General features: G+C 47.5%; 5 protein-coding genes and 1 pseudogene. All 6 read right to left on the bottom strand.

Features of this window, described 5'->3' with window-relative positions:
• Positions 1–871 (bottom strand): GspE/PulE family protein (locus B3O33_RS08565; RefSeq protein WP_292363409.1); only part of this gene is annotated, 871 nt, incomplete at its 3' end.
• 64 nt (positions 872–935) lie between these two features.
• Positions 936–1,619, bottom strand: coding sequence for a hypothetical protein (locus B3O33_RS08560; protein WP_292359972.1), 684 nt, complete (start codon positions 1,617–1,619; stop codon positions 936–938).
• The gene (locus B3O33_RS08555; RefSeq protein ID WP_292359974.1) at positions 1,616–3,403 is read right to left on the bottom strand and encodes a hypothetical protein; all 1,788 of its coding nucleotides are present in this window, start codon (positions 3,401–3,403) and stop codon (positions 1,616–1,618) included. The genes B3O33_RS08560 and B3O33_RS08555 overlap by 4 nt, the downstream gene beginning before the upstream one ends.
• Positions 3,400–4,299 (bottom strand): hypothetical protein, encoded by a 900-nt coding sequence (locus tag B3O33_RS08550; RefSeq protein ID WP_292363407.1) that lies wholly within the window; start codon positions 4,297–4,299, stop codon positions 3,400–3,402. Before B3O33_RS08550 ends, B3O33_RS08555 begins: the two co-directional genes overlap by 4 nt.
• A 6-nt stretch (positions 4,300–4,305) precedes the next feature.
• A pseudogene (locus B3O33_RS16020) lies at positions 4,306–4,431 on the bottom strand (prepilin-type N-terminal cleavage/methylation domain-containing protein); the annotation flags it as partial.
• A gap of 13 nt (positions 4,432–4,444) precedes the next feature.
• Positions 4,445–5,218, bottom strand: a 774-nt coding sequence (locus B3O33_RS08545) for a prepilin-type N-terminal cleavage/methylation domain-containing protein (RefSeq protein ID WP_292363405.1), incomplete at its 5' end; no start/stop codon positions are given.

Genomic DNA, 5,218 nt, shown 5'->3' with positions numbered 1-5,218 from the left:
AGCGGGCCAGATCCTGTTCCAGCATGCCTAAATCCGTCAGTGTCAGACCGCCGGACTCCTGACCAAGCAGACGCATGGTAATCCGTTCACCCAGACGGGTGGGTGCAGTTGCCACCCGGATATTGAAATCCAGATCAAATGGTGCCGCGAGGTGGTAGGTAAAGCCGCCATCCTGAGGTTGCCGCTGTTCGGCGATGTCCAGACCAGCGAGTACCTTTATTCGTGACACCAGACCGGATGCCACACTTTGATCCGCAGCCAGAGGGTAATCAGACAGGCTGCCATCTATCCGTAAGCGAATTCGCAGACCTTCCTCTTCCGTCAGTAAATGAACATCTGATGCCCTGGTCAGATAGGCTTCTGTCAGAATGGTGTCCAGCAACCCCACCAGATCCGTTTCCTGAGACGCTGTTGCATTTTCTTCAACGGCTGCCATGACACTGGTCGCCAGATAATTGTCGACAAGCAGTTGTAACCGTTTCGGTTCCGCCATCACGATGGGTAACTCAGCGCCCATTAAACGTGTTGCCGAGGTAATCCCGGCCATATCATCCGGATCCGCAGTGATCAACAGCAGATTTCCGTCCATCTGTACCGGTACAAAATGCTTACGTTTGATCAGGCTGCCGGGCAGTTTTTTCAGTAATTTCCGTTCAATGGAAGCTTTCGTCAGATCAATAAACGGAATATTCCTTGATTCAGCCACCGCACGGTGCAGTGCTGAAACAGGTATACGGTAATGTGCCAACACCTTGCTTAACACCGGCACCCGCTGACGTCTGGCTTCCACTTTTAATCGCTCGACAGTCTCCCCATCAAGTAACTCAGTGGCCACGCCTGCCTGTAATAACAGTTCGTCAGTTAACGCCATACCGCCTCATTCACCAATGACAAACGTCCTGATGCATCGCTGACCGAACCTGGATGTTTACAACTCATAACGACAGAATCACTTCTACAGATAAGGGTTGAGGCATACCGCGTAAAGGCGAAACAGGAAGCTTGGTAATATTCATCCGCAGTACCGAGACTTGCCATGGCAGACCGTCAAGACCATGTAAAAAACGTCTCAGAGATTCATAACTGCCTTCCAGCTGAAGTTTTTGCAAAGGTCTTGCATACATCGACCCCGGCGACATTCGGGCAATCCAACCAGCTGTTGCAGGCAAAACAACATCCTGAGCGGGTTGTTCGGCTGTTTTTCGATTACTGTTGCGACTGGCCTGAGCAACCTGCGTCACAGGTGACGCCTGGAAGGATTCATTGGTGCGAATACGGATACCGGATTCCATTGCCAGTGATGAAATCATCACGCGTAATTGTTGCGAGTCGCGGCTGGCCAGACGATTTTCAATCACGGCGGCACTTTCCTGCAATGCAGCAACATCGGCTTCCTGTTCATCAAGTTGATCGAGAATATCTTCAATCACCTCATCGGATTCTTCCGGGATTTCCAGCTTACCGATACGGACCTGTGTTGCCAGGACTTGCTTCTGAAGTGATTCAATATTCGCTTTTGCTGGCTGATATCGTATCAATCCATAGCTAACCAGCAATATCACCACCGCAATAGCAATTGCCAGGATTCGCTCACGTTTGTTCAGCTCTCTCAATGTCATTGGTTCTGCTCCGATTGAGAGATTTGTAACGGTCTGGGTTTCACCTTGACCAAGCTCAATGCCACCGCATAGCCATCCAGATTCAGCGGGCCGGAACGCTCAAGAATCTGCACATCTCTGACGATCAGGTTCCAGGTGGATGCTGAATCTTTAAGGGCCTGAATAAATTCCTGTGCAGCGCTCTCTGTGAGTGACCAGGCATCAATATTGAAATTATCCAGTTCAATAAAATCACTTTGAACGGGCTGGTTTGCTGCCATCATTGGCAGACGCTTGCCCATTTCATCAATACTATTGATAACGATATGGTCATTAAGTGCATTTTGCAGAGTGCCTAATACCGCCTGCAGCAGCATGTTACGTTCGGGCAGCTCTTCACCGAAAAAAGCCATCCGGGCTTCCATTCGCTGCTGGCTGGTCTGCTGTTGTTTAAGCAGGTTCTTGCGCGCTTCAATTTGTTCATTGATGGCGGTTATGCGTCTGACCGCTTCATCCAGTGTTCTGGCACGTTCATCCAGCACCGTTTTTTGTTCAACCAATCGCGTTTGCTGAACATGCATGGTCACTTCTGATGCCATAATTACTAACAAAAGTATTGCTGCTACGCCGGCAAACTGTATTTCCTGACGCTGAATAAGAGGTGGTTTTTCCCCACCCACCCGGACAGGAACACAGGCCGTACCGGTATAAATCCCTGTAACATGAGATGCAGCACCGAGCATGCCGGGCGTAACCCCAGTCGAAGCATCAAGCCCACTCAGAAAATGGATCGGTTTGGTTAATACTTCGCCCAAATTTTGATAAAGCTGATTATCGGTTTCACTATGACAACTCAGCCAGGCTTCTTCTATCGAATCGGTATTGGCGGCATGGTAGGCCTCAAGGCACCCGTCATAAGCCTCCAGAGAAGCGGAATGGTGCACCTGAAACTGATTAACCAGACCTTTGGATAACCCCGTTGTGGTGACAATTCCCGGGCCTGATTCGATTAATAATTGCTCATTATTGGTTGCTTTCAATAAGCCATTTGACGCCCCGGTCAACGGGAATACTTGCAACAGGTTTATTCCATGTGTTTTAAACGCATCCACCCAACGGTTTATCACTGATTTATAAACACAGCTGATTAGCCAGTTATAAATACCTGGCGCATCTTTCACCGCGTCTTGAGGTTGCCAGCCGCACTCAATCTCTTCTTCATCGGAACGCAACCAGCTCTGGCATTGTACAAAGCCATTCAAACGTTCCTTATCCACATAGCCATGTTCCAGAGCAAGCTCACCAAATCGCTGAAAATTCGTACGCTGTTGAGCACCAATCCCCATCCCAGCTGGTTTATTCGCCTGTTGAATGCCGCGGATATGATTGACCTGTTCCGCTGTCATCAAACCCTGCTTGATCATCAGATAACCGATGCTCCACTGGTTTTGCTGTTGCATCAGCAAAGGCTCGGCCTCCCAACGAATCAGCGCCTGCATCTGTGCCAGCGGTTTCGGTTTTTTGGGGTTAATCGGTAATTCAATCAGGCTCGACATAGCCGCGGGTGTTAATAATACGGCCTGATTTCCCGACCAGCCATTGGCACGGATGGTATTTATTACTTCGGTTAGTGCAAGTCCCGGATCCAGCAGGTTGGATAACGCATGCTGATGTGTGACCAATCGACTCCCTTCGCGACTGATGACCGCTGCCCTCAGGCTCAGGCCATCACTCTCGCACACCAGAATCTGGCTGGGTTTACCAAATGAAATATTTTTCAATGCAGAAAGCGTATTCAGATTCATGGCGTTGGGATGATCCAGTCAAGTTGCAGGTTCAGGCTGTTTCGCGGCACAACACTAAATGTTCTGATATTTGAGCTATTGGGTTTGCTATTACTAGCACTGTCGCAATCACCATCAAAGATGACGAAATCGTTTGGATCGACAGGGTCGGCTTCGAAACAAATTAATGCGTATGCTCTATTTCCCAATGGAATTTCTTTTGAATCATCTAACTCAAAAGTTTTGGTTTTTATCCCGGTAGCCGGTACGCTACTTTGTGCAAGTGTGACAGGTAAACCGCTACCATTATTTGCGTCATCGAAGTCAGATAAGTCAGAGTGGTAGATTCTTAATAACAATTTTTCAGTAAGCGCTGTAACCGGCAGTGAATTCGTACTCTGGTTTTTGATATTTACGTTAATTGCATTTGGTAACGTCACCAGCCAATCATTTTTAACAATAAGTGAGGGAATTACTGAGCTTATTGGCTGAGGAAAATTGTCTAACTCAGAAACAATATCAAAACCTTCACTCTGAAGTTGTACACTTGAAGCTGCAACGGTGAAATGCCAACCAAAATTTTCTGTGTCGTCATCATTGTTATATCCATCCCGAAATCGAAACTCACCTTTTCGATCGGCAATTGTCTGTATGTATGGACCACGCCAGCCGTAACCAAATCCTGTATCAGGATCAATTGCCCACGGATCTTGTGACGTACCATCGCATTTTTCTGAAACAATTAACTCTCTGATACATTCAGGTAATCGCCCCATATCAGCAGCAAAACCGCTCACTTCAGGTGCACCATTAATCGTGCGTGTGGCATCACCAATAATTGCCTTACGAATCAACTCCATCCGCCGTTTGGTTTCATCGTATTTGGCCTGATCCTCGACACCTTCAGTGAATAGCAATCCGGCTGAGGCCAGTAAGCCAATCAGGAACAGTACAAGCACCATTTCCAGTAGAGTGAAACCGTATTGAAAATGACTGTTAGTCAAATTCTGTAATTTTGCAGACAGGAAATTTTTATTGGGCAGTTGCATTAATCAGCCTTTGTTAACGCAACAAACAGAGAACGATATCATCACCTTCAGCTACGCAAGGATCTGATGCAGCTTGACTATCATTCTCGTTATTAGGACCCATACTTATTATTCGGGCAATATCACCAAATTCTGAATAGGAGGCAGGACTGGCTGTATATTCCTGATCATTGATTGAACGGCATTCATAAAACTGGGCTGAGGGTTCTGGTGGAATACACATAGATGGTGGCCGGGCAAAATCCAGTTCGGGATTAATGAGTAAAAAACGATTTCCCCATGCATCCGTTAAACCCTCACGTGAAATGTAGCTCCCATTCCAGCCGCGCTTCGTATCCGGGTTCCAGAGTTTATGTTGGATCGGCTCTTCAAATTCAAACGGGTATTCCGTCAACATGGCCAAACCATTTACTTCACACCACTCGGCTTGCTCTGACAAAGTAGCCGATGGGGCCGGCATATCAGGCATATTCATATTATCTATGTCTAAAGAATAGGCCCGAACATCCCCATCAACATTTGGCTCATGGTAAACACCGCAGGGAAAAGCACCGGTATCACGCCGAAATTGCAGCAAAGCATTACGAAGCTCCGACATTTCCATTTTTGTGACATCGATACGGGCTTGTTCATCTGTGCCATCATAGGCAACCAAAGCCCCAGTTGCCAAAATAGCCAGTAACGCTATTACGGCCAGCAACTCAAGCAGCGTAAAACCCGCCATATTGGATTTTGGCTGCGAGAAACAGATTGAATGCTGCCGATTATGTGCAGTATTGCCGGGCAG

Source organism: Methylophaga sp. UBA1464 (assembly GCF_002325665.1).
In the GTDB taxonomy this organism is placed as follows: Bacteria; Pseudomonadota; Gammaproteobacteria; order Nitrosococcales; family Methylophagaceae; genus Methylophaga.
Note: the sequence above shows the minus strand (reverse complement) of the source record. Positions and strands in the feature narration are given on the sequence as shown.

Coding starts and splice junctions, on each gene's coding strand:
- B3O33_RS08560 (WP_292359972.1), bottom strand. CDS start 1,619: ATGACATTGAGAGAGCTGAACAAACGTGAGCGAATCCTGGCAATTGCT.
- B3O33_RS08555 (WP_292359974.1), bottom strand. CDS start 3,403: ATGAATCTGAATACGCTTTCTGCATTGAAAAATATTTCATTTGGTAAA.